Source organism: Pelotomaculum propionicicum (assembly GCF_048984525.1).
GTDB classification, from domain to species: Bacteria; Bacillota; Desulfotomaculia; order Desulfotomaculales; family Pelotomaculaceae; genus Syntrophopropionicum; species Syntrophopropionicum propionicicum_A.
On record NZ_JBMGJC010000010.1, the window covers coordinates 112,459 to 135,706 of the forward strand.

Consider the following 23,248-nt stretch of genomic DNA (forward strand, 5'->3'; position numbering starts at 1 on the left):
TTACTCCTCCTTAGTATCAGCGACCCTGCCCGAGCGTATAAAAAATTTTTTCACTGCAAAATTATCTTTGACCGTAATTTTATGCTCTCCGGTGGAGGTTACAAATGTCTGTACGAATCCCCTCACCCTGTTTAACAAAGCCCGGCGCCGGCCTTCATCGAGCTCAAAGAGAACATCGTCGAGAAGCAGGATCGGGTATTCACCTATTTCTTTATGCCAGTGCAGTATTTGAGAAATCTTTAAGGTTAAAACTATGGTCCGCTGCTGTCCCTGGGAACCGTAAGTACGCGCGTCCTTGTCATTAATATATAAAGCAAAATCATCTCTGTGCGGGCCGATCAAAGTCTGAGACCGTTTAATTTCTTCTTCTTCAACTTCCCGCAGCCCTTTTTGAAACTGCCCGTATAAATCATCTTCCGAAGAAGGCATGTTTAATTTCAGCGATGAAAGGTACCTGATATCAAGATCTTCCTGCTTACCGGTTAAATCATGGTGGATATTTCTGATCAGCGGACTTAGATCTTTAAATATTTTTATCCTCAGGGAAAGCAGCCTCGCGCCGTACCGGCAGAGCTGATCATTCCACACCTGCAGTGAGTCGCTTTTTGATTTTTTTTCTTTAATATCCCTCAGCAGGTTGTTGCGCTGAAAAAGCACCCTGTTGTATTGCCCAAGCAAATGATTGTATTGTGGGAGAAAAGGGCCAAACTCAAGGTCCAGAAAGCGCCGCCGCTCAAAAGGTGAACCCTTGACCAGGACCAGGTCTTCGGGTTTAAACAATACTACGCCCGGCCATCCCAGCGGATAACCGCGGGTTAAAACACCGTTTACCCCTATTTTCTTTTTGCCCGGCAGGAGCTCCACCCTTACTTCAACCTGCCTGCTATCGGTTTCAAAAAGGCTGTTTATATACGAAAAATCTTTCTGCCAGGATATTATTTCAGCTTCTCTCTGCGTGCGAAACGATTTACCCGTGCAGGAAAGAAATATTGACTCCAGTAAATTGGTTTTACCCTGCGCGTTAGAGCCGCTGAATACATTAAAAAAATTATCCGGCTCAATTACCTGACTGCTGTAATTCCTGAAGTTGGCGATTTCCAGGCGCTTGAGGTACAATCAATCAGCTCTCCTCGCGCAGCCGGACCGGAAGGAGCAGGGAAAGGTACTCCATCTCCCCTGCTGGTTTAATAATTACCGGGCTCAAGGGGCCTGTAAACTCCATCACTACCTCTTCCGTACCGATTGCCTTTAATGCATCGCTTAAATATCTCGCGTTAAAAGCAAACTGGAGGTTCTCCCCCTCCTGGAAAACAGGCATTTCCTCCCGCACACGGCCTGCCTCAGTATTGACTGAAACCACCAGAATATTATCACCAATGTTAATTTTAATTACCGGTGATCCTTCCCTGGTAAGCAGCGCGGCCCTTTCCGCCGCCTCTGCCAGGTCCCTGGCTTTCAAACGTATTCTGGATATATATTCTGTTGGGATGACCTGCCGGTAATTTGGAAAATTACCGCCTATCAGCCTGGAAATTAAACATATATTTTCTGTTTTAAAAATAACCTGGTTTTCGGCCACGATAATTTCTAACGGTTCATCCGACAGTCCGGCGACCTTGATCAGCTCATTAAGAGTTTTACCAGGAATTATTAAATTTATATTAAGATCACCAGTGTTCTCAATTAAAATTTTGCGCCATGCCAAACGGTGAGTATCGGTGGCCACAATATTTATCTCACCATTGACGATTTCAAAAAGCACCCCCGTGTAAAGCGGCCTGTTTTCATCCCTGGCGGTGGCAAAAATTACCTGCGTGATTACCTCTCTTAAAACTTCGCCGGGAATACTGAATTTTATATCACCCTGCGGCAATGGAAATTCAGGAAACTCTTCCACCGGATAACCGTTAATATTGGCTTCCGACTGGCCATACTGCAGGGTTACACTTCCGCTCAGAGGATCAGACCGGAAGAAAATTGTCACGTCTGGAAACCGCCTTATTAATTCTGTTATTACCTTTGCCGGCAGGACAGCATTTCCCTGCTCAATTACCTCGGCCGGAAACGAACAGCTGATACCCATTTCGAGGTCGGTTGCCGAGATATTGACACTGCCCTCCCCCGCCACGAATTTTATGCCGCTCAATATTGGCAGGGGATTTTTTAACGAGACTGCTCTTTGCACAATCTGTACGGCGTTGAGCAATTCTTCTTTATTGCTCGCAAAATTCATTTTACTTCCCCCATTATTATTATTGTTATGTTTATTTTTTTAAATAGTAATAGTAATAGCTGTGACTATGTGCATAAGGCAAAATAAACGTTAAACAAAAAAGAGTAACGGCTGTTTATAAAAAATAGTTTTTTGGCTGTCCAAAATAATTACTAAAAAAATTTTAAGGATACCCACAAAAAAAATAACATTTTATTCACTGTATCTTAACTTTTTTTAATCAGGTTTATAAGGTCTTTGACGGTTTCCTGAAAATTACCGTTTTTATTTAATTCATCGTTTATTTTTTCATTAGCGTGGATAACGGTGGTGTGGTCACGACCGCCAAAAGCATTGCCGATCTGCGGCAGAGAAGAGTCGGTCAATTCTCTTGACAGGTACATAGCTATCTGGCGGGGAAAAGAAATTGAGCGATTTCTTTTTTTAGATTTAAAATCTTCAACCCTTAAGCTGTAAAAATCTGCTACAACTTCTTGAATCAGTTGAATGGTAATCTGACGGGGACGGTTTGGCAGAATATCTTTCAGCACATCCGCGGCCATTTCAGGGTTTATTTCTTCTCCGTTTAAGGATGAACGGGCTATGACACGATTTAAAGCTCCTTCCAGAATACGGATGTTTGATTGTATTTTATTGGCAATAAATACAATTGTATCATCCGGCACGGTTAAATTTTCCAGCTGTGATTTTTTGCGCAGGATAGCGATCCTGGTTTCCAGGTCCGGCGGTTGGATATCAGTTATCAGGCCCCATTCAAAACGGGAGCGCAGCCTGTCTTCTAGTGTGGGAATTTCCCTCGGGGGGCGGTCGCTGGAAATAATTATTTGTTTATTGGCCTCGTACAGCGTATTGAATGTATGGAAAAATTCCTCCTGGGTCCGTTCTTTGCCGGCCAGGAACTGTATATCGTCGACCAATAGAATATCCATACCGCGGTATTTATTTCTAAATTCCACGGTCTTATCATCACGTATGGAGTTGATTAATTCGTTTGTGAATTTTTCTGAAGTGACGTAGAAAACTTTCAGCCTGGAGTTGTGTTCCATGGTATATTGTCCGATGGCATGCATCAGGTGAGTTTTGCCCAGGCCGACGCCGCCATATATAAATAAAGGGTTATAAGCCTTGGCCGGGGCTTCCGATACGGCCAGGCAGGCGGCGTGGGTAAACCTGTTGCTGTTTCCGATAATAAAAGTATCAAAGGTATATTTCGGGTTCAAAGGTGAAGATTGAAAGTTTTCTACCGGCTTGTTATAGGTTTCATTCTGTATTTCCGGTATTTCACTCGACAGGAGAAACTGCACGCCGATATCCTGCTTGGTTATACTCTGAAAGACATTCTTTAAAAGAGGCGCGTAACGGTCGCTGAGCCAGCCGCGGGAAAAGTTGTTGGGCACCTCGATAATAATGGTGTTATCAACGCAGCCAAGAGGTTTGAGTGGTTTTAGCCATGCGTCGAACGAATTTTTGTTAAGTTTTTTTTCCAATATTTTTAAAGCCTTGTCCCAGAGACTCAGTACTTCGCTTCTGAGCATTTCAAACCCCCTGATAAAACAAAAAATATAGCCTAAAAAATCCTCCATAATTAGGGAGGTATTTAAGGTCTGGTTATTCACAAATTAATCCACATTTTAAATATTAAAGCTGTTGAAAAAAAGCGCTATTCAAGCATGCGGGCCAATAAAATAATACCAAAATTTACTTAAGTTATCAACAGGCTTTTTAATGGGGCGGCCTGCCCTGGAGGGCTGTGCTGTTGTCCTTGACGTTGGAAATCGATTACTATATAATGGTTGTGTGTGTCTGTCAGTAGAAGCTTTTTGGTGTTTTTTTCGCAAAAAAAGGAGGTGTAGATTTTGAAGCGTACTTACCAGCCAAAGGCTCGTAAACATAAAAAAGTGCACGGCTTTCTAAAAAGAATGTCTACCCTGTCAGGTAGGAACGTAATAAAAAGAAGGAGAATCAAGGGCAGGAAAAGATTAACCGCTTAAGGCCGCTTAATCAAAGTGGCCTTTATAAATGTTTATTGACATTTGAGTATGAGAGTATATTTTTGTGGTTATAACTATATAATGGGTACATTTAATTATTTTTGTTTTTGTAGATTAACTATGTTTGAGAGGGATTAAAAAGCTTCAACAGAGGATTAAATGAAAGTCCTTACGACACTCAAAAAAAATAAGGAATACAGAATCGTTTACAGCCGGGGCAAGTCGCTCGCAGACCGCTACCTGGTGGTATATTTTTTAGCTAATAATTTAGAGTTCTGTCGATTTGGTTTTACTGTAAGCAAAAAAACAGGTAACGCTGTTACCCGAAACAGGATCAGGCGCCTGCTGAAGGAAGCGTGCAGGCTGAACCATAATATTTTTAGCGGCGGGTTTGACCTGGTATTTGTAGCCCGCCGCGGCATTGTTGCTTTAGACTACAGGCAGGTTGAAGAAAGTTTGTTGAAGCTGGTAAAAAAAGTATACAAAAGGTGATTTTTTTGAAGTTTTTCTTGCTTACTATAATCAGGATCTACCAGCTCCTTTTATCACCGCTGAAAAAGCCTACTTGCCGTTTTTATCCGACGTGCTCTCATTACGCGTTAGAAGCTGTGGAAAAATACGGTGCTTTTAAGGGTTCCCGGATGGCCCTGGTCAGGTTGTTGAAATGCCATCCCTTTCACCCCGGCGGCTACGATCCCGTTTAAAGCAGGATAAAAAAACCGCTTGACTTTTAATAGTTAATTTAAGGAGGCGGGAATTATTGGGAATATTTCAAAGTATTGTTGATGGAATGACCTGGCTTTTAAATAACCTTTATAATTTTACCGGTTCTATAGGCATTCCCAGTTATGCGCTCGCTATTATTCTGCTCACTGTCCTGATCAAGGTGGTCCTTTACCCGCTGACACAGAAACAAATGAAGTCAATGCTGGGAATGCAGCAGATCCAGCCCAAAATAAAGGAAATTCAGGATAAGTGGAAAAATAAGGACCCGAAAAAAATGCAGGAAGAGATTATGAAGCTGTACAAGGAACATAATGTCAACCCTGCCGCGGGCTGCCTGCCGCTTTTAATCCAGATGCCGATATTAATAGCCCTGTACCGGTCATTATTTACTTTTGATTATGTAAACCCGGCACATGCGACTTTTTTTTGGCTGCAAAACCTGACCGACAAGGACCCCTACTTCATACTGCCTGTTCTGGCGGGTGTTACAACTTATTTGCAATCAAAGATGACGACTATGAGCAACGACCCCACTCAAAAAATGATGCTTTACACAATGCCCGTTTTTATTGGCTGGATATCAGCCACCGTACCGGCCGGCCTGGCGCTTTACTGGGTAGTATTTAACATTGCCAGCATCGTCCAGCAGTATTTTATAAATAAACAGGCCCTGCCGGTGAAAGGAGAGGTTGGCGGAAAGTGAAATTTGTCGAAAAAATAGGCAAAACCGTGGAGGAGGCCGTCGTTCAGGCCCTTAAAGAACTTGACGCCACCAGGGACGAAGTAGACGTGGAAGTACTGGAGGAACCGTCAAAGGGTATATTGGGTTTGATCAAGGTAAAACCAGCCAGGGTAAAAGTGATATTAAAAGATAATCCGCTTAAGAGAGCCTCCGGTTTGTTAAAAGGTATTTTTCAGACCATGGATCTTGATGTTAAAATAAATATTACAGAAAATGATAAAACTATGTTTATCAACCTGGAAGGACCCGACCTGGGTATTTTAATAGGGCGGCGGGGTGAAACGCTGGACGCCCTGCAGTACCTGGTCAACCTTTCGGTAAATAAAAACCAGGAAGTAAGAAAAAAAATTATTATAGACATAGAGGGATACCGCAACAGGCGTGAGAAAACCTTGCAAAGGCTGGCGCTAAAACTGGCGGACAAGGCCAGGCAGAGAGGAAGAAACGTGGTTTTGGAACCTATGAGCTCTCAGGAACGGCGAATTATTCACACTGCCCTGCAGGGAAGGGACGACATATACACCTTTAGCGAAGGGGAAGAACCTTACCGCAAAATAATAATATCCCCCAAGAAATAAAGTAAACCCAGCGGGAAGTGAGCCCGCTGGGTTTTTTAAAAATAATGCGACCGGAGGGCGGCGCCTTGTTTGAAGACACCATTGCCGCGATTTCCACCCCCCTGGGCGAAGGGGGCATCGGCATAGTAAGATTAAGCGGGCCGGCGGCTGTTGATATAGCTGGAAAAATATTCAGGGCCAGGAGAGGCGAATGGGCTGACGCGGCCGGCGGCAGCCTTATTTACGGCCATATTTATGATCTTAACGGCGCGGTGTTGGACGAGGTCCTTTTAGGCTATATGAAAGCACCTCATACATATACCCGGGAAGATGTCGTGGAGATTAACGGACACGGGGGGGCGCTGCCCCTGAAAAAAATACTGGAGCTTGTGCTTGCCGCGGGAGCGCGCCTGGCGCTGCCCGGCGAATTTAGCATGAGAGCTTTTTTAAACGGCAGGATGGACCTGGCCCAGGCTGAATCTGTAATAGATATCATCCGCGCCAAAACGGAAGGCGGGTTAAGGCTGGCGGCGGGACAGCTCAAAGGAGACCTGTCAAAAAAAATTAATGTTTTACAGGAAAAACTTTTGGGGCTGCTGGCGCAGGTAGAGGCGAACATCGACTTTCCCGATGAAGACCTGGAAGCAAAGACTATGGCGGAAATATCCCTTTACAGCGAAGAAATTATTTCAGAGCTGAAAGAATTAATCAGGGGAGCCGATGCCGGCAAAATATACCGGGAAGGTATCAGCACGATCATAATCGGGCGGCCAAACGTCGGCAAGTCGTCGCTACTTAACGCCCTGGTGCGGGAAAACAGGGCCATTGTCACTGATATACCCGGCACGACCAGGGATATTATAGAGGAAATTATTAATATAGGCGGAATCCCTCTTAAAATAATTGACACGGCGGGACTGCACGAGACAGAAAATATCATCGAAAAAATCGGCATTGAAAAAACCAAAGAAACAATAGAAAAAGCCGGCCTCGTGCTCCTGGTCCTTGACGCCTCCAGAGAATTGACTGGAGAAGACCAGGCGATCATTGAATCCGTGGGAGACAAGAAAACAGTCTTTCTCATAAACAAAGCAGATATTGAAGAAAAAAAAATTGACCCGGATAAAGTGGCCGCGCGCGCTTCCGGGCGGCCGGTCTTATGGGTTTCAGCCAAAAAAGGGACAGGGCTGGAGCAGCTGGAAAAAATAATTTTTGAAATGGTTATGGAAGGACAGATAGCGAATAACGATACCGTCCTGGTTACCAGCGTACGGCACAAGCATGCCCTGGAAAAAGCGGCGGCCCACCTGGAAGACGCGCGATCAGGCATCACAAGCGACGTTCCTGTTGACATAATCGCCATAGATATCAGGGCCGCCTGGGAGGCGCTGGGTGAAATAACCGGGTCAACTGTCACAGAGGACCTTTTGGACAGGATATTCGCCGATTTTTGTATCGGGAAGTGAGGCGGCGCAAGTGGAGTATCTGGCCGGAAAATATGATGTCGTAGTGGTAGGGGCGGGACACGCGGGCTGCGAGGCTGGCCTTGCCGCGGCCAGGATGGGCTGCCGCACCCTGGTGCTTACCTTAAACCTGGATAATGTCGCCCTGATGCCCTGCAACCCGGCGGTGGGCGGGCCGGCCAAGGGACACCTGGTGCGTGAAGTCGACGCCCTGGGCGGCGAGATAGGGCTGAACACGGACCGGCATTCTATCCAGATGCGGCTTTTAAACACGGCTAAAGGACCCGCGGTACACGCGCTGCGGGCGCAGGCAGACAAGAAGGGCTACCAGGCCGGCATGAAACAGGTACTGGAAATGCAGCCGGGGCTCGATCTAAAACAGGCGCTGGTCGAGAGACTGACAGCCTCAAAGGGAAAAATCAACGGCGTTGTGACCAGTACCGGGGCCGTGTTTGAGGCTGCGGCGGTTGTGCTGACCACAGGCACCTATTTAAAAGGGCAAATTATTATCGGTGACCTGTCTTTTTCCGGCGGCCCGAACGGGCAGTTTCCGTCAGTCGCCCTGTCTGACAGCCTGGCTGAACTGGGGCTGAAGCTCGGCCGCTTTAAAACCGGCACACCGGCAAGGGTCGACCGCAACAGCATTGATTTCAGCCGCATGGCCATCCAGCCGGGTGATGAAAAGACCCATAATTTTTCTTTTATATCGGACATCAAACAAAGAGAACAGATGCCCTGCTGGCTGACGTACACAACGGAGGAAACGCACCGGATCATACGTGACAACCTGTACCGGGCGCCTCTTTATACCGGGCTTATCCAGAGCCTGGGCCCGCGTTACTGTCCGTCGATAGAAACAAAAGTAGTGAGGTTTTCAGATAAACCGGCGCACCAGGTTTTTATAGAGCCGGAGGGAAAAAACACGTCGGAGATGTATGTCCAGGGCATGTCCACCAGCCTGCCCGAGGACGTGCAGTTAGCCATGCTGCGCACCCTGCCCGGACTGGAAAAGGTGGAGATAATGCGGGTCGGCTACGCCATTGAATACGATTATATTATTCCCACCCAGTTAAAGCTGTCTCTGGAAACTAAAACTGTGCCGGGTCTGTTCACAGCCGGCCAGATCAACGGCACCTCCGGTTACGAGGAAGCGGCGGCCCAGGGTATTGTGGCTGGAATTAACGCCGCCCTCTATGTCAGGGAAAGGGAACCTTTCACCCTGGGCAGGCCGGAGGCTTATATAGGCGTGATGATAGACGACCTGGTGACCAAGGAAATTGATGAACCATACCGTATGCTTACCTCCAGGGCGGAATACAGGCTCCTTTTAAGGCAGGACAACGCCGACCTCAGGCTGTCTGAAAAAGGCTTTGAAGTCGGCCTTGTAACGCCGGAAAGATATAAAGCCTTTGAAAATAAGAAAAAAATGATCGGGGAGGAAAGGTCCCGTCTGGAAAAAACCATGGTCCCTGTAACCGAAGAAACAAAAAAAATATTACAGGAATTAAAAAGCGCCGATCTGCCCCAGCAGGGCGCGTCTCTGGCCGGGATACTGCGCCGCCCCGAAATAAGCTTTGAAAACCTGCTGCGCCTGCCCGGAGCACACCCCGACCTGCCGGAGGAAGTGCGGGAGCAGGTGGAGATCCAGCTGAAATACGAGGGTTACATAAAAAAACAGCAGGCCCAGGTGGAACGCTTTAAAAAGATGGAAGAGAAGAAAATCCCTCTGGATTTGGACTATGCGGAGGTCGGGGGCCTTAAAGCCGAAGCCAGGGAAAAACTTGAGCAGGTCAGGCCGGTATCAATAGGCCAGGCTTCCAGGATAGCGGGGGTCACACCGGCGGATATATCGGTGCTTTTAATATACCTGGAACAAAAGCGCCGCCGCAAAGAAAGCAAAGAAACAAAATAATTATCACAGAATTAACAGGATTTATAAGATTAACAAGATTTTAAGACTATATTAATCAATATATTTTGATTTTAATTATGAAAAATGTGTATCATATCGATTTTAAGAATTAACAAGGGATATAATAATTTTTTATGAATAAAATATTATTTTAATCCTGTAAATCCTGATAATCTTGTTAATCCTGTGAAAAATATTTGAATTATTTTTTTAAGGTGAGATATGAATGTTTTGAGAGAGGTCCTGTCGGGCTGGGCCGCTGAAACAGGGATAAAACTTGCGGAAGAGCAGCTGGACCAGTTTGAAAAATTTTATCACATGGTTGTTGAAACCAATAAAAGCTTTAATCTTACCGCTATAATTGACGAAAAAGAATTTGCGGTAAAGCACCTTATCGATTCGCTGACCTGCTTTAAAGCGGTAGACGTCAAAACAGGCGCCAGGGTCCTGGACGTAGGATCGGGCGCCGGTTTTCCGGGTATGCCTATGGCTATATTTCGTACTGACCTGCAGATAACCCTGTTGGAAGCAACAGAAAAGAGGGTAAAATTCCTAAATATGGCTATAACAGGGTTGGGCTTGCAAAATGTTAAAGCTGTCCATGCGCGGGCCGAGGATTTTGGCCGGGGAAATGTTTTTAGAGATAAATATGATGTGGTTGTTTCCAGGGCGGTGGCGCCTCTGGCCGTGCTGGCTGAATACTGCCTTCCCCATCTCAAGGCGGGAGGCGTTTTTATAGCCATGAAAGGGCCGAAAACACAGGAGGAAATTAAGACGGCCCAAAATGCCCTGGCCGTCCTGGGCGGAGCTGTTAAAGAGGCTGTAGACATTCATCTCCCCTGCACGGGAGATGAAAGAGTACTGGTCGTGATCAGTAAAATAAAAGCGACACCGGACACTTACCCCAGGCGCGCCGGCATCCCGGCTAAAAAACCCCTGTAATTTGGCTGATCCATAGTTTTGAACCTGGTTAGCTCTAATTTCAACTATAGAGATAAGTAAAAAATTTTAACAGGATTAACAAGATGAAAAAACGATTAACAGGATTTTTTAAAAATATAAAATGTTAATGAAAATTATTTGTATTAATTTTGTACTGTCTCGTACTTAGAAAGTTATTTATAATCTTGTAAATCTTAATAATCTTGTAAATCTTAATAATCTTGTAAATCTTAATAATCTTGTAAACCATGTGAAAAATATATATTAAGACTAATTAAGTAAATCCCTAGTAATCCTGTCAATGTGTTTAAACCCGCTTGCGGCGGGTTTTTTGTTGGCGTGATCGTGAAAAAAGCCCCAGAAGGTTTTAAAGAAGGCAGTTTTTATATAAGAACAAATAAAAAACAGCTGCAAATTTGGGCCTGCAAAAGGAAATATTTTGTCGACAGAGAAGTAATAAAAAAGTTGAAAAAGAAACCTGCGGGGGTGAAATATGGGAAAGACCATAGCAATTGCAAACCAGAAGGGCGGCGTGGCCAAGACCACCACAGCAGTTAACCTTGGCGCCTGGCTTTCTCTGATGGGGCAGAAGGTACTGCTCATAGATACAGACCCGCAGGGGAACGCTACAACCGGTGTAGGCGTCGACAAGGAAGCAGTGGCAAGCTGCATATACGATGTTCTGATAAACAAAATGCCTGTGCGGGATGTCATTGTGCCCAGCGCGGTGGAGAACCTCGCTCTCCTGCCCGCGACCATTGAGCTGGCGGGAGCGGAAATAGAGCTGGTAGGAGTTGCCGAAAGGGAGCATGTATTGAAAAAAGCTCTGGCGGAAATAAAGGACGATTATGACTTTATTTTTATTGACTGCCCTCCCTCCCTGGGTTTGCTCACCATTAACGCGCTGACCGCGGCAGACTCCCTGTTGATCCCCATCCAGTGCGAATATTATGCCCTGGAAGGCCTCGGGCAGCTGTTGAACACTTTCCAGAGGGTGCAGCAGAACCTCAACAAAGACCTGGTTCTGGAAGGGGTGCTGCTGACTATGTTTGACGGGAGGACTAATTTATCCATACAGGTTGTTGATGAGGTTAAAAAATATTTTAAAGGCAAGGTTTACAGGGCTATTGTGCCCAGAAACGTAAGGCTGAGCGAAGCGCCGAGCCACGGCAAGCCGGTAATGGTTTACGACCGGAGGTCCAAGGGATCGGAAGTATACCATGAGCTCGCGAAAGAGGTGATGGGAGTTGAGTAAGCGGAGAGGACTGGGTAAAGGACTGCAGGCATTAATACCCGTTGCTGAAGAAGTTCCCCGCGGCCAGGAAGGAATGCTGGAAATTGATATAGACGCAATCAAGCCCGCCCAACGCCAGGCCAGGCAGTTGTTCGACCAGGATAAACTGGACGGGCTGGCTGATTCAATTAAGGAGCACGGGGTTATACAGCCGGTGCTGGTAAGGAAGCTCGCTGACGGCGGATATGAGCTTATCGCCGGCGAACGACGATGGCGGGCTTGTAAGAGCCTGGGACTTAAAACCATAGCGGCTTTTGTTAAAGATTGCCCTGACCTGGAAGCAGCCGCAGCCTCTTTGATCGAAAACATACAGCGTGAGGACCTCAACCCACTGGAGGAAGCCTCGGCATACCGCCAGTTAATGGAGGAATTTGCCCTGACCCAGGAAGAGGTGTCAGGGAGGGTTGGGAAAAGCAGGCCCTTAGTCGCTAACACGTTAAGGCTGCTTGGTCTCCCCGCCGAGATCAAGGAATTGATATACGCGGGGAAAATAAGCGCCGGGCACGCTAGGGCGTTGCTGGTGATAAATGATGCCAGGCAGCAAATAGCTGTCGCCGAAAAAATCGCGGAACAGCAGCTGAGCGTGCGCCAGGCTGAAAAAATAGCCCGGGAAGCCCTGGAGGGGAAAAAGGCCTCCGTGAGCAGGCAGGCGCCGGCACAGGACTTGCTGAAGGCCGAGGAGCGGCTGAAGAAATTTTTAAATACCAGGGTAAAGGTTAAAGAATCACGCGGCGGGGGCGGGAAACTGGAGATCGGGTTCAGCAACCAGGATGACCTCAAGAGGATCCTGGGCCTTGTAATTAGAGGGCGGAAAGAATAAATGTTTCACGTGAAACAATTTTGCGTAGCGAGACAGGAAGTGTACATTTTTTGACAGGGACAATAGTAAACGCGGCGGCAATAGTACTGGGCGCCATGGTGGGCCTGTCTTTCAGAAAAGGCCTGCCGGATCGGGTACGCAACACAATAATGCAGGGCCTGGGGCTTGCCGTCCTGTTAATTGGATTTCAGATGTCGGTTAAAAGCCAGCAGATACTGGTTGTGGTAGTCAGCCTGGTGCTGGGGGGTCTGACCGGTGAAATATTGAACATAGAGGGGTGGCTCGACCGCCTGAGCAGGTGGGTGGACGCAAAAGCAGGAGGCGCGGCAGGCGAGGCGGGCAGGGCTTTTGTTACCACCAGCCTGATTTACTGCGTTGGAGCCATGGCTATCATGGGTTCCATTGAGTCAGGGCTTAACAACAACCATCAAATACTATTTACCAAGGCGGCACTGGACGGAGTTTCGGCAGCCTTGTTTGCATCCACCATGGGTCCGGGAGTTGCTTTTTCGGCTCTTCCGGTTTTTATTTACCAGGGTACAATTACAATGCTGGCCAGTTTTTCAAAAGGTTTTTTAAGTACGGCGGCGGTCCTGGAGATGAGCGCGGTTGGGGGACTGTTAATAGTAGGTATTGGCGTTAACATCCTCGGTATCAGGGAAATAAAAGTCGGCAGTTTGCTGCCGTCAATATTTTACGCGATTCCGCTGGCCTACTGGCTGCCTAAAATTATACCGGGATAACTTAAACTGGTGGCAGGCAGGGAAAATGTTTCACGTGAAACATTTTAAGTTTTCATATTTAAATAAACCTGCAGGGCTGAGGATAGTACTCAAGGACCGGCTGCTAAACATTACCAGCAGCCGCACGTTTTTTATTACGCGGTTTTTGGTAACAACTATATGAGATTTGTAAAAAATATTTTGCAAAGGGGTGAAGAGCTTGATTTTTAAAGACCGGGTTGATGCCGGTAAGCAGCTGGCGGAAAGGCTGGCGGGCCGTGTGGAAAGAGGGGGTCTGGTGCTGGCAATCCCCCGCGGCGGCGTGGTTGTGGGGGCGGAAATCGCGAGAAAGCTCGGATTGGAGATTGACTTGATTATACCGCGCAAAATCGGCTCTCCCCAGAATCCAGAAGTTGCCGTCGGGGCTGTAACCCAGGATGGGTCAACCATTTTAAACAAACAGCTGGTAGAAATGCTGAAGATAACCGAACTTGAACTGGAAGAAGCGATTTCCCGGGAGATAAAGGAAATAAAAAGGAGGACGGCTCTCTACCGCGGGACTGAAGAGCATAAGGACATGGCCGGCCTTCAAGTCGTTGTAGTGGACGACGGTGTCGCCACCGGCTACACAATGTTTGCCTGTCTTCGTTCGGCCAAAATTTTGCATCCCAAAGAGCTGATCCTGGCTGTGCCGGTGGCTCCCCCCGATACTCTCGCCCAGCTAAAGAAGGAAGTGGACTATGCAGTCTGCCTGCACGTCCCGGAAGACTTCTACGCAGTGGGACAGTTTTACGAAAGATTTGACCAGACCCGTGATGAAGAGGTAATAAAAATCATCAAAGAGTTGAAGAAAGTTAAAGAATAAAAGCACCCCTTTCCCCAAACAATACTGGTTGGAAAGGGGGCATTTCTTATGAAGAAAATTATTGCCGTTGAAGAGGGCCTGTCGAGCGTTGTCAGGGATACCATGACCAGGGAAGGCTATGAGCTTGTCAAACCGGGCGCCGGCAGCAAGGTAGACGCGACTATCATAACCGGTATGGACATGAATGTAATGGGGATGCAGGATATAGCCAATAAGCAGCCCGTTATCGACGCCCGCGGCAAAACGGCCGATCAGATATTAAGCGACCTCAAGTCGCGTCTTTAAATCAATAAAAACAACCCTGGGTTGAACCAGGGTTGTTTTTATTGATTGCGAAGCGTTTAGTACCCCCGGGCGCTCTGCGGGCGTGAAAACTCCGCTATAACCTTGCTGAGCCCGCTTACAATTACGTCAGCCAGCCGCATCACTATATTCAAGCGGGTATTCTGCAGCACAATGTACTCCATGAAGCCGCCTACATTTACAATACCTGTGATGTGGATCTGCCCGACCGGCGGCAGGCTTTTGTTTACACCGGCGCCCGGGCTGAGAGAACCGTCGCCAAGGTTTATGCAGCCTACATTTTCAATCCGCCCCAGGCAGGCGTCCACAGCAATTATTAAAGGGTTTTTATATTTGCTGTATATTTTTTCAAGGGTGTCCTTCAGGTTGCTGGCATGGACCGGGTTGTCCAGGGTGCCGTATACCTCAAAATATTCCTGGTTAAGCAGGTCTATTTTCGTTCCCACCAGCGGACCAAGGCAGTCACCTGTAGAACGGTCGGTCCCTATACAGAGAAGGATCCTGGGATTGTCAATATCGTGCTTTTTAAGGCGCGAAGACAGATCGCTGGCAAACTTGCTGGTTGCCATCAAGTCCTCTATATGAATTTTTGTTTTTTCAGCATTGTTGAGCTGCGAACGTCCGTTTAAAGTAATCATTTTATTTTCCTCCTGGAACAGCCAAACTACTATATTTTATTTCCAAAGGGGGGGGCAGTTATTCCTGATCTTAATAATTTTTAGTCAGAACTTTAATTTTAGGGCATAGAATTGGAACAGGCCGTATTTGGACTCCTTTTTTCAAGCGGCGACACATACTGTTCCAGGCGGTGGTTATTATCAGGCAGAAGAGTTACTGGCTTTTAGCCAAGGTGATCAGCGCCTATATCGGCGCCGTTATTGGCGCCGGATTCGCATCAGGACAGGAAATAATGCAGTTTTTTATCCTGCACGGCAGATCAGGTCTGATTGGAGCGGCTCTTGCGACAATCCTTTTCGCCTACCTGGGCGGGCTGGTGATGTATCTGGCCATAACCATGCGTTCCGGCAGCTACAAAAAATTGTTAGGTTTCCTGTTGGGTGAAAAGGCCGGGCGCTTTATGGATATCTTTAATCTTTTCATGCTGCTCGGCGGGGTGGGGGTGATGATGGCAGGCAGCGCCGCCGTGTTCAGCGAGCAATTTGACCTGCCGGCCGGAGCCGGGATCTGGTCTGTGGCGGTGTTGACCTCCCTGGTGCTGATGGGGGGACTGGAAGGAGTTTTAAACGCCAATGTCTGCCTTGTTCCTTTAAAATACCTGGCAGTGCTGGCTATATCACTGGCCGCTCTTCTTAGCCCGGGCGGCCTGTCAGGTTTTCACGCCGGCGCCGCGGCAAGCGGCGGTGTAGCGGGCAGCTGGGCGCTGGCGGGGTTTTTATATGTCTCCTACAATATGGTCGTACCGGTGGCTGTCCTTTCCTCACTGGGAAATACAGTTCCTCTGAAAACGGGTCTGGCAGGGGGGGTGCTGGGAGGGCTGCTGCTTGGCCTGGCAGTTTTTCTGGTAACCGCGGCAGGGCTGGCGCACATGCCTGAAGCAGCCTCATACCAGGTCCCCATGCTGTACCTGGCCGGCTCTTTTGGCCCAGTGCTCCGCCTGGGTTTGGGACTCTTGATTTGGTTGGCTATATTAACAACAACAATAGCGAATGCGCATGGTTTTGCCAGCAGGCTTGCTCCCGCGGGAGGGGTCTCTTACCGCCTGTATGGAATCGGCTCATGTCTCCTGGCCCTGCCCCTCGCCAGCTTCAGTTTCAGCAGCCTGGTCCGTTTTCTCTATCCTCTGTTCGGTTATGCCGGCCTGGTGCTGTTGGTCGCCCTGCTGGCCAGGCCGTTGCTTTGTTTTTGCCGGAATCGCTAAAAAGCTCTTCACAACTGGTAAATATTCCTTATAATTAATTAAAGCAGAAGTATTTAAGCTGTAAAGCGGCTTTTCTGAAAATGATACCGTGGGGAGGAAAGAGGTTATTGAACTGGCTGGACTGGTTGATAGTGGCCGCACTTGCTTTATCCGCCTTCCAGGGGCTGCGCTCCGGGCTTGTGTCAAGCGTGGCGAAGCTGGCCGGAATCCTGCTTGGTTTTGGCTTAGGCCTGACCTATTACCGCGATCTGGCGGGATATCTGAATAACCAATGGCGCCTGGAAGATAAAATAATGCCGCTGACCGGTAAAATTTTAGAATTTTTCTTTCCGGTCAAGTTAACATCAGCTCCTGCATTATATGCGGGGCCCGCGGCGTCGCCGGCGGCCCCGCTTGACCCGTACGGCATGCTGAACACTTATGGCGAATACCTGGCCAGGTCGTTTACCGCGGTGATAATTAACGCGATATGTTTTTTAGCCCTGATCGCGTTAACTGTCTGGGCTGTAAATATGGCCGGCCATATTCTTACCAGGATTGCGGACGTAAGCTTTTTAGGGCCGCTCAATCACATTGGCGGTCTTTTCTTTGGCGGGGTTAAAGGCATAATAATTGTGATGATATTCTTGACAGTGATATCGCCTTTTCAGCGAGCGGACCTGCAGCCCGGAAATCCCGCGCAAACGCCGGGCGGGAAGTCGTCAAGCGGGAACGGGGCTTTTTCTGATTCAAAGATGCTGCCTTATTTTGTGCCCCTTTTTAACGCTATTGACCGCCCGCTGCAGGGGCTTCCTCCGTTAAATACTGACGGTAACAATCCTTTGAAATCTGTTTGAACGAAGTAAAATTTCTAGAGTTAAATACGGCAAAACTGCAGATATTAGAAATGGGGTCACATCTCTCATATGCCAGCAGACTCGTGTCTTAGCAAACATACAATAACAGAGGAATGGGGACACACCTCTGTTTGGGGTCTGGCTCTGCGGCTGAGGTATGTCCCCGATATGGAATGCCAATAGATGAGGTCAGAGATATGTCCCAATTATAAAAGGAGGCTTTAAAATGACTGATAACAAGGAGCAGCACCCCGCGGCAAAGCTCGCGTACCGCAGGCAAAACGCCTGGGACCGGATGGGCGGCGGCGAAAAAAACGCGGCAGTGGCTTTTTGTGAGGAATATAAAAAGTTCCTGGGTTCCGCTAAAACTGAACGGGAAGCTGTGGCGGCAGCACAGGCCTACCTGGCTGGAGCGGGCTTCCGCCCCCTGGAGGAAACATCTATGTTGAGGCCGGGTGACAAAGTATACACCTTAAACCGCCGAAAGACATTAATAGCTGCCGTTATTGGAAAAAACCCGGCTGCTCACGGATTTAACATCATCGGCGCCCACCTCGACAGCCCGCGTCTCGATTTAAAGCCGCAGCCTCTCTACGAGGAAGACGGGTTTGCGTTGCTCAAGACTCATTATTACGGGGGAATAAAAAAGTACCAGTGGCTTTCCGTGCCGCTGGCCCTGCATGGCGTGGTGATAAAAGGAGACGGGTCCGCGATATCGGTTGTGATCGGCGAAAAACCGGGAGAGCCCGTCTTTACCGTATCTGATCTGCTGCCTCACCTGGCCAAGGACCAGATGGACAAGAAAATGGCCGACGCGGTTCCCGGGGAGAGTTTAAACGTTTTAGCGGGAGGCATCCCCGTTGGAACGGAAGAATTAAAAGACCGATTCAAACTTGCTGTCCTGGAACGTCTGAACAAGCTGTACGGCATTGTGGAAGAGGACCTGATCAGCGCGGAAATTGAGCTGGTCCCTGCCTGGTTGCCGAACGACGTGGGACTGGACGGCAGTTTTATCGGTGGTTACGGGCAGGACGACCGGGTGTGCGCATATACCTCCCTGCGCGCATTGGCTGAAATCAGCGTCCCGGAGAGGACTGCCCTGGTAGTGCTGGCTGACAAGGAAGAGATCGGCAGCACCGGCAACACAGGAATGGAGTCATCATTTTTTGTCAACGCCACAGCGGAAATCGTATCCCGCTGTGTGGCCGGATACAACGAATTGATACTGCGCCGGGTCCTGTCTTATTCCCGGGCTCTATCCGCGGACGTAAACTCAGGGTTGGACCCGAATTACAGCGACGCCTATGAAAAATCGAACGCGGCGCGCCTGGGCGGGGGAGTGGTGCTGACCAAGTACACCGGCAGCAGGGGTAAATATGCCACGAGCGACGCTCACGCCGAAGTGATGGCCGATATCAGGCGTTTATTTAACGGTGCCGGAGTGGTCTGGCAGACCGGAGAACTCGGCAAGGTCGACCAGGGGGGCGGTGGCACCATTGCCCATATTATGGCCGCGCACGGTATGGATGTTCTGGACTGCGGCGTGGCTTTGCTGGGCATGCACTCGACTTTTGAGATAGCCAGCAAGGCTGACATATACATGACATATAAGGGATATAAGGCTTTTCTTCTGTCCTGAATATTAAATAAGCTGTTTGATTTAACCCACGGGTAAACATATTGACAGAATTTACAGGATTAATCAGGTTTACACAATTAAATAATTCTTTTTAAGCTATAACAAAATAAATTATGTTTGATAATTTTTACATGCTGCCAATATCTAACTGATAAATGTTAAAAATAAATATTTCTAAATTTATTTATTTTTAAAACTTGTTAATCAAATTAAATCATGTTAATCATGTCAATTTGTTCTGTTCCGGGCGGGCCCGGTTTTCTAAGGGGGTTATCGCAATACATAAATATGCTCTGGGAGATGTGGTAAAAACAAGAAAACCCCACCCTTGCGGCGGGGACTTGTGGGAAGTTCTGCGTGTGGGCGTCGATTTCCGGATTAAGTGTTTAAAATGCGGCAGGGTGCTGCTGCTGCCGCGGCCTAAATTCGAGAAATCAGTCAAAGCAGTGGTGCAGGCGGCCGGCGCTGATACAAACAATTAACAGGATATACGGTACGCCCAGTTGTCGCCGTTATTATTATCCCAGTTGTCAGATCCGTCCTTGAAACAAAAGTTCAGGCTGTTCCCGGTATTTATGGACACGGTTTTTTCCCAGCCGTCGCTCACCTGTTTCATCTCGATGTCGTTAACTTTCTCCCAATCGTTTTTATCACCGTAACCGCAGTGCAGGAAAACCTGCCCCGCGCCGGTTTTAGCCAGCAGTCCGTCGTAAAATATACTTACCTCTTTGCCGTCATCAGCCATGGGCTTTACCTTTACTCCCCGGATAGAATGAGAATAGGTGTGCGGTTTTATTTTTATAGTGTTCATAACAACGCCTCCTTTTCATGTTTATTTTGTGTAGAAGACAGAAGGTTTATTAGTTTGGTTTATTCCTTTTTCTTTCTTCCTTGCCATTTGCAACGCGCTGTGCTATAATTCTTTAGTCAAAATTTTTGACGTTCGTCCCTGCTCTACTCTTTGCGGTAGGGCCACAGTCCACGGGGAGGAGGTGATTTGCTTTGCGCAAATACGAAGTAGTCTTTGTCCATCGTCCGGACCTGGACGAGGAGAAAAGCGCGGCGCTCATTGAGAGATTCAAAGACCTTATTGAAACCCACGGCGGGGAAGTCCTCAAGATAGACAAGTGGGGTAAGCGCAGGCTGGCTTATGAGGTGAAGGATCTGAGGGAAGGCGTTTACATCATAGCTCATATGAACGCTGAACCAAAAGTAGCGACAGAACTTGACCGCGTTTTTAAGATTACAGACGAAGTGCTCAGGCATATTATTGTGCGGGAAGATATTTAGGGCCGGGGCAGAAAAACCGGGAGGCTACCCGGCCATTTCCGATAGAAAAGCCAGGTGGTGAAAGAAATGCTCAATAAAGTAATCTTGATTGGCAGGCTTACAAGAGAGCCGGAACTGCGCTATACCCCCAGCGGGGCCGCTGTGGCCAAGTTTACTCTGGCAGTGGACCGGCGCCAGTCCAGGGACAGGGAAAAGGAAACCGACTTTATTGACATCGTGGTCTGGCAGAAACTGGCCGAAACCTGTGCCAGCTATTTAGGCAAGGGCAGGCTGGTGGCGGTTGACGGAAGGCTGCAGGTGCGCTCCTATGAGGACAACCAGGGGGTACGCAGAAAGGCTGCCGAGGTCGTGGCTGAAAACGTGCGTTTTCTGGACCGGGCCAAAGAGGGCAGCGTGGCTGCCGGCGGCGCCGCACTTGGTTCTGAAGGCGGCGGCTACGGCAGTGAGATCAGTTTTAACGAGGATGACATCCCATTTTAATAAACAGGGGCGCCTCGCATGAGGCTGCCTATGCAAGGGGGCATACCATTGAAACGTGAAAGGGGCCGCAGAGGTAAAAAGCGGATATGCAGTTTTTGTGTAGACAAAATGGAAGCCATAGATTATAAGGACGTTCCGCGCCTTAAAAAATATGTTACCGAGCGGGGGAAAATTCTGCCCCGCCGGATTTCCGGCAACTGCGCCAGGCACCAGCGCATGCTGACCACATCAATAAAGAGGGCCAGGAACATAGCCCTCCTGCCGTTTACAGCGGAATAAGGGCCGCATAGTAAAATGCGGGACGGCAACTAAAAAGGAACCAGAAGGATGGGCGAACGCCCATCTTTTGTTTTTCCAGGCTTTCTTGGCATTTGATTTATCAGTTTAATCAGGGGGTTCTAAACAAACAAAGCAACAAATAACAGGTAAAACCGATCATCCGAGGCAGGAAAAGAAACTTGCGCCGCAGAATATTTATAGTCTGTTTACCGAAGGAGGGCTCCCCATGATTCCCGCTCAGGAAGGCGGCATCGCCAAGAACATAAAAGTTATCGAGTGGCTCAAAGCCGATTTGGTCACATCTGTCGCCGCGTTATTCAAATCGATGCTCCGCGGCAGCGAGGAACTTATTCTTGACGCGCTGGCCAGCCTCTTAATTACATGTTATGTTTTGGGACGGAGGCTGGGGGTAAGTTTCTCACGCCTGGATTTAAAAGTTGAAGCAAAGCTGCGCCAGGGGATTGACGAGGACCATGAAACGGAGAGGTGGTATGGCGATCTATCAACCCTCTTAAATTACCTGGTTGACAAAAAGAGGTGATGGCTTGACAACTGGTGAGAAGCCGAGAGCCCTGTCGGAGTGGGCTTTTTTTACATCAATGTTCGCCATCGCCGGATTGGCAGGTGTTTATCTGCCGCCCCTTTACTTTGTAACCGCTATGCTGCTGCCCCTGCCGGCGATGCTGACTGTATTGAAAATCGACGCCCGTTACGCCCTGCTGGGGCTTGCGGCCGCAGGATTGGTGTTTTTTATTTTAATGCCCCCGACTGCGGCTTCCATCCTGATTTTTCAATACGGGCTGCTCGGCGTTTTATACGGGCTGTTGTTTAAGAACAGGATTTCATCCGGCAAAACACTGGCGACCGGGATGCTTTACGCTGGCGTTTCGGCTTTTTTATACCTGGTCCTGAACTATTTTGCCGGGAACAACCTGTTTGTGCTGGGGGAGGAAGGCCGCATCGCGTTTGAGCAGTCCATGGCCGCATACCGGGACATGGGCGCGTATAACGGTATACCTTCCGAATTAGAGGGTGAAATTAGTGAAAGCCTGATTTCAGCCCTTGAACTGTTGATCCCGGGCCAGTATATTGTCAATTCAGCTGCTTTAGCAGCTCTAACATATTTTTTTGCCAGGGCCTGCCTGGCGCGCCTGAAATATTTCCTTGCCCCGGGGCTGGCCTTTACCATGATTTCACTGCCCTGGTACAGTATCTGGGGGCCGATTGCGGGACTGGCGCTTACCCTGGCCGGAGATAATTTTTCGTGGCTGCTGGCGGCGAAAACGGGTAAAAACATCCTGTTTATACTTTTCTGGCTGTATATCGTGATGGGCTTGTCTGTCGCGTCGTATTTTTTTCGCAGGGTCAACGTGGTCTGGCCGGTCAAGCTGGTATTCCTGATATTTGCTCTGGCCTATCTGCCTTTCAGCATGGTTGCACTGATCCTGCTGGGGCTTGTTGACCCTTTGGTAAACTTCAGGCGGCTGCCGCCACAGACGTAAAATTCAATAATAATATTTAGAATAAAAAAATAAAAACAAACAGATAGGATTAACAAGATTTAAACTGATTAACATGATTTTAAATATTTTTTATAATACCTTTTTACCAGCCTATATGGGCAAGTTAAAAATATCTATTTAAAAAAATTTAATGTTTAGGTTAAAAAAGAATTACTAGAATCCTGTAAATCCTGTCAATTTGTTTGCCCGGGAGCTATTTATTTTTTGGATAGTGCTCAAGTAATCTCAGGAAACCTTTAGGAGGTGTCAATCGTGAAAGTAGTACTGACGAAAGATGTGCCCGGCCAGGGCAGGAGTGGGGACGTTATAAACGTAGCGGAGGGTTACGCCCGCAACTATTTATTCCCGCGCGGGATGGCGGTTGAGGCCTCCAGGGGCAAAATGAACGAACTGGCCGTCCGCCGGCAGGCGCAGGCGGCAAAGGAAGAGAAGATAGAGCAGGAGGCCAGGGTGCAGGCAGCCAGCCTGAATAACCTCAAGGTCATTGTGAAAGCGAAACAGGGAGAGGGTGGCAGGCTTTTCGGCTCAGTAAACAACAAGGATATAGCCGACGCCCTGGCCGCCCAGCATAAAATAAAGCTGGATAAAAAGAAACTGGTTGTAAAGGAGCCGATTAAACATCTGGGCACCTATTCAGTAACCGCCAAGCTGCACCCGGCAGTACAGGCTGATATAGAAGTCGAGGTAGTTGCCGAGTAGTACCGCCCCGTCTGATCCTGTGACTCATTTAACCTATTTGCGGCATTGAAAGG

At 48.1% G+C, this 23,248-nt stretch carries 29 protein-coding genes; 24 read left to right on the forward strand and 5 right to left on the reverse strand.

Annotation, left to right across the window (positions count from 1 at the left end; translation table 11 throughout):
• From recF to dnaA, 3 genes are all read right to left on the reverse strand, one after another.
• Window positions 1-1,116, reverse strand: coding sequence for a DNA replication/repair protein RecF (gene recF, locus ACOBQJ_RS12300; RefSeq protein ID WP_421072059.1), 1,116 nt, complete (start codon window positions 1,114-1,116; stop codon window positions 1-3).
• Window positions 1,117-1,120: 4 nt separating this feature from the next.
• Window positions 1,121-2,233 (reverse strand): DNA polymerase III subunit beta, encoded by a 1,113-nt coding sequence (dnaN, locus tag ACOBQJ_RS12305; RefSeq protein ID WP_421072060.1) that lies wholly within the window; start codon window positions 2,231-2,233, stop codon window positions 1,121-1,123.
• A gap of 206 nt (window positions 2,234-2,439) precedes the next feature.
• The gene (gene dnaA, locus ACOBQJ_RS12310; RefSeq protein WP_421072061.1) at window positions 2,440-3,768 is read right to left on the reverse strand and encodes a chromosomal replication initiator protein DnaA; all 1,329 of its coding nucleotides are present in this window, start codon (window positions 3,766-3,768) and stop codon (window positions 2,440-2,442) included.
• 321 nt (window positions 3,769-4,089) lie between these two features.
• Between dnaA and rpmH the strand changes: the two genes are divergently transcribed.
• From rpmH to ACOBQJ_RS12380, 14 genes are all read left to right on the forward strand, one after another.
• Entirely contained in the window at window positions 4,090-4,224 is a 135-nt protein-coding gene (rpmH, locus tag ACOBQJ_RS12315; protein WP_421072062.1) for a 50S ribosomal protein L34, read from the forward strand.
• 159 nt (window positions 4,225-4,383) lie between these two features.
• On the forward strand, window positions 4,384-4,716 hold the full coding sequence (rnpA, locus tag ACOBQJ_RS12320; RefSeq protein ID WP_421072063.1) for a ribonuclease P protein component: 333 nt from the start codon (window positions 4,384-4,386) through the stop codon (window positions 4,714-4,716).
• Between the two features lie 5 nt (window positions 4,717-4,721).
• Entirely contained in the window at window positions 4,722-4,928 is a 207-nt protein-coding gene (gene yidD, locus ACOBQJ_RS12325) for a membrane protein insertion efficiency factor YidD (RefSeq protein ID WP_421072064.1), read from the forward strand.
• Between the two features lie 62 nt (window positions 4,929-4,990).
• Entirely contained in the window at window positions 4,991-5,653 is a 663-nt protein-coding gene (locus ACOBQJ_RS12330) for a YidC/Oxa1 family membrane protein insertase (RefSeq protein ID WP_421072106.1), read from the forward strand.
• The gene (jag, locus tag ACOBQJ_RS12335) at window positions 5,650-6,270 is read left to right on the forward strand and encodes an RNA-binding cell elongation regulator Jag/EloR (protein WP_421072065.1); all 621 of its coding nucleotides are present in this window, start codon (window positions 5,650-5,652) and stop codon (window positions 6,268-6,270) included. Before ACOBQJ_RS12330 ends, jag begins: the two co-directional genes overlap by 4 nt.
• Before the next feature lie 65 nt (window positions 6,271-6,335).
• Window positions 6,336-7,715: a tRNA uridine-5-carboxymethylaminomethyl(34) synthesis GTPase MnmE gene (mnmE, locus tag ACOBQJ_RS12340; protein ID WP_421072066.1), complete on the forward strand. Its 1,380-nt coding sequence runs from the start codon at window positions 6,336-6,338 to the stop codon at window positions 7,713-7,715.
• A 10-nt stretch (window positions 7,716-7,725) separates the two neighbouring features.
• On the forward strand, window positions 7,726-9,624 hold the full coding sequence (gene mnmG / locus ACOBQJ_RS12345; RefSeq protein ID WP_421072067.1) for a tRNA uridine-5-carboxymethylaminomethyl(34) synthesis enzyme MnmG: 1,899 nt from the start codon (window positions 7,726-7,728) through the stop codon (window positions 9,622-9,624).
• Window positions 9,625-9,846: 222 nt separating this feature from the next.
• Window positions 9,847-10,566 (forward strand): 16S rRNA (guanine(527)-N(7))-methyltransferase RsmG, encoded by a 720-nt coding sequence (gene rsmG, locus ACOBQJ_RS12350; protein WP_421072068.1) that lies wholly within the window; start codon window positions 9,847-9,849, stop codon window positions 10,564-10,566.
• Between the two features lie 345 nt (window positions 10,567-10,911).
• On the forward strand, window positions 10,912-11,124 hold the full coding sequence (locus ACOBQJ_RS12355; protein WP_421072069.1) for a hypothetical protein: 213 nt from the start codon (window positions 10,912-10,914) through the stop codon (window positions 11,122-11,124).
• On the forward strand, window positions 11,060-11,821 hold the full coding sequence (locus ACOBQJ_RS12360) for a ParA family protein (protein WP_421072070.1): 762 nt from the start codon (window positions 11,060-11,062) through the stop codon (window positions 11,819-11,821). Before ACOBQJ_RS12355 ends, ACOBQJ_RS12360 begins: the two co-directional genes overlap by 65 nt.
• On the forward strand, window positions 11,814-12,680 hold the full coding sequence (locus ACOBQJ_RS12365) for a ParB/RepB/Spo0J family partition protein (RefSeq protein WP_421072071.1): 867 nt from the start codon (window positions 11,814-11,816) through the stop codon (window positions 12,678-12,680). The genes ACOBQJ_RS12360 and ACOBQJ_RS12365 overlap by 8 nt, the downstream gene beginning before the upstream one ends.
• 50 nt (window positions 12,681-12,730) lie before the next feature.
• Window positions 12,731-13,423 carry a DUF554 domain-containing protein gene (locus ACOBQJ_RS12370; RefSeq protein WP_421072072.1) on the forward strand — a complete coding sequence of 231 codons (693 nt, stop codon included), beginning with the start codon at window positions 12,731-12,733 and terminating at the stop codon, window positions 13,421-13,423.
• Window positions 13,424-13,613: 190 nt separating this feature from the next.
• Window positions 13,614-14,267: a phosphoribosyltransferase gene (locus tag ACOBQJ_RS12375; RefSeq protein WP_421072073.1), complete on the forward strand. Its 654-nt coding sequence runs from the start codon at window positions 13,614-13,616 to the stop codon at window positions 14,265-14,267.
• 48 nt (window positions 14,268-14,315) lie between these two features.
• Window positions 14,316-14,552 (forward strand): YkuS family protein, encoded by a 237-nt coding sequence (locus tag ACOBQJ_RS12380; protein WP_421072074.1) that lies wholly within the window; start codon window positions 14,316-14,318, stop codon window positions 14,550-14,552.
• 56 nt (window positions 14,553-14,608) lie between these two features.
• On the opposite strand, the gene yyaC is transcribed toward ACOBQJ_RS12380, so the two are convergent.
• Window positions 14,609-15,208 carry a spore protease YyaC gene (gene yyaC, locus ACOBQJ_RS12385; RefSeq protein WP_421072075.1) on the reverse strand — a complete coding sequence of 200 codons (600 nt, stop codon included), beginning with the start codon at window positions 15,206-15,208 and terminating at the stop codon, window positions 14,609-14,611.
• A gap of 170 nt (window positions 15,209-15,378) precedes the next feature.
• On the opposite strand from yyaC, the gene ACOBQJ_RS12390 reads away from it, so the two are divergent.
• The 4 genes from ACOBQJ_RS12390 to ACOBQJ_RS12405 all read left to right on the forward strand — a co-directional run bounded on the left by ACOBQJ_RS12390 (window position 15,379) and on the right by ACOBQJ_RS12405 (window position 19,406).
• A complete protein-coding gene (locus tag ACOBQJ_RS12390; RefSeq protein ID WP_421072076.1) occupies window positions 15,379-16,449 on the forward strand; it encodes a hypothetical protein in 1,071 nt (356 codons plus the stop codon).
• Between the two features lie 107 nt (window positions 16,450-16,556).
• On the forward strand, window positions 16,557-17,285 hold the full coding sequence (locus ACOBQJ_RS12395; protein ID WP_421072077.1) for a CvpA family protein: 729 nt from the start codon (window positions 16,557-16,559) through the stop codon (window positions 17,283-17,285).
• A 226-nt stretch (window positions 17,286-17,511) separates the two neighbouring features.
• Window positions 17,512-18,924 carry an aminopeptidase gene (locus ACOBQJ_RS12400; protein ID WP_421072078.1) on the forward strand — a complete coding sequence of 471 codons (1,413 nt, stop codon included), beginning with the start codon at window positions 17,512-17,514 and terminating at the stop codon, window positions 18,922-18,924.
• Window positions 18,925-19,202: 278 nt separating this feature from the next.
• A complete protein-coding gene (locus ACOBQJ_RS12405) occupies window positions 19,203-19,406 on the forward strand; it encodes a DUF951 domain-containing protein (RefSeq protein ID WP_421072107.1) in 204 nt (67 codons plus the stop codon).
• On the opposite strand, the gene ACOBQJ_RS12410 is transcribed toward ACOBQJ_RS12405, so the two are convergent.
• Window positions 19,403-19,735: a carbohydrate-binding protein gene (locus ACOBQJ_RS12410; RefSeq protein ID WP_421072079.1), complete on the reverse strand. Its 333-nt coding sequence runs from the start codon at window positions 19,733-19,735 to the stop codon at window positions 19,403-19,405. The two genes, ACOBQJ_RS12405 and ACOBQJ_RS12410, sit on opposite strands and share 4 nt — an antisense overlap.
• 191 nt (window positions 19,736-19,926) lie before the next feature.
• Here ACOBQJ_RS12410 and rpsF point away from each other — a divergent pair, with 191 nt between their 5' ends.
• From rpsF to rplI, 6 genes are all read left to right on the forward strand, one after another.
• A complete protein-coding gene (gene rpsF / locus ACOBQJ_RS12415) occupies window positions 19,927-20,214 on the forward strand; it encodes a 30S ribosomal protein S6 (protein WP_421072080.1) in 288 nt (95 codons plus the stop codon).
• A gap of 66 nt (window positions 20,215-20,280) precedes the next feature.
• Window positions 20,281-20,694, forward strand: coding sequence for a single-stranded DNA-binding protein (locus tag ACOBQJ_RS12420; protein WP_421072081.1), 414 nt, complete (start codon window positions 20,281-20,283; stop codon window positions 20,692-20,694).
• 48 nt (window positions 20,695-20,742) lie between these two features.
• Window positions 20,743-20,973, forward strand: a complete 231-nt coding sequence (rpsR, locus tag ACOBQJ_RS12425; RefSeq protein ID WP_421072082.1) for a 30S ribosomal protein S18 — start codon at window positions 20,743-20,745, stop codon at window positions 20,971-20,973.
• A gap of 226 nt (window positions 20,974-21,199) precedes the next feature.
• Window positions 21,200-21,514 (forward strand): MazG-like family protein, encoded by a 315-nt coding sequence (locus tag ACOBQJ_RS12430; protein WP_421072083.1) that lies wholly within the window; start codon window positions 21,200-21,202, stop codon window positions 21,512-21,514.
• 4 nt (window positions 21,515-21,518) lie between these two features.
• Complete coding sequence (locus ACOBQJ_RS12435) at window positions 21,519-22,475, forward strand: DUF2232 domain-containing protein (protein ID WP_421072084.1); 957 nt, start codon at window positions 21,519-21,521, stop codon at window positions 22,473-22,475.
• Between the two features lie 273 nt (window positions 22,476-22,748).
• Window positions 22,749-23,195 (forward strand): 50S ribosomal protein L9, encoded by a 447-nt coding sequence (rplI, locus tag ACOBQJ_RS12440; protein ID WP_421072085.1) that lies wholly within the window; start codon window positions 22,749-22,751, stop codon window positions 23,193-23,195.
• Window positions 23,196-23,248 lie beyond the last annotated feature (53 nt).